The organism is Hymenobacter agri, from assembly GCF_054778495.1.
This window is the reverse complement of the sequence record NZ_BAAGZM010001319.1, coordinates 1-515: the sequence shown is the minus strand read 5'-3', so window position 1 is coordinate 515 and position 515 is coordinate 1. Positions and strand designations below refer to the sequence as shown.

The 515-nt window shown below is 66.0% G+C and carries 1 protein-coding gene; it reads left to right on the top strand.

Annotated features, from left to right (window positions below):
* Nucleotides 1-515 (top strand): efflux RND transporter periplasmic adaptor subunit (locus ACYVDE_RS26010; protein WP_460504386.1); only part of this gene is annotated, 515 nt, incomplete at both ends.

The window sequence follows — 515 nt, the reverse complement described above, 5'->3', positions numbered from 1 at the left end:
GGGCCTGAACCCGGCCGGCCTGAGCCCCACCCGACTCACGCCCAGCGTCACGCTGGTGTCGCCCATCGCGGGCTTCGTGAAGGCGGTCAACATCAACCCCGGCCAGTACGTGGACCAGCAGGTGGTGCTGGCCGAAGTGGTCGACCGCTCCGACCTGCACCTGGAGCTCAAGGTGTTTGAAAAAGACATTGCCCGCGTGCGCAAGGGCCAGCACATCCTCTTCAAAATACCCGCCAGCAATACGCCGCAAGAGTACGGCGCCGAAGTGTTTCTGGTGGGCAAATCTTTCAGCGACGATGCCCGCACGGTGAGCGTGCACGCCCACCTCGATGCCGACAGCGACGTGCTGCTGCCCGGCCAGTACGTAGCCGCGCAGATTCAAACGGCCAGCCACCAGCAGCCCACCCTGCCCGACGCGGCCGTGATTCAGGGCGAGGGCTACAGCTACATTTTTGCCCGCCAGCCGGCCGGCGACGGCGCGGGCTACCGCTTCCGGCGCTACAAGGTGAAGGCCG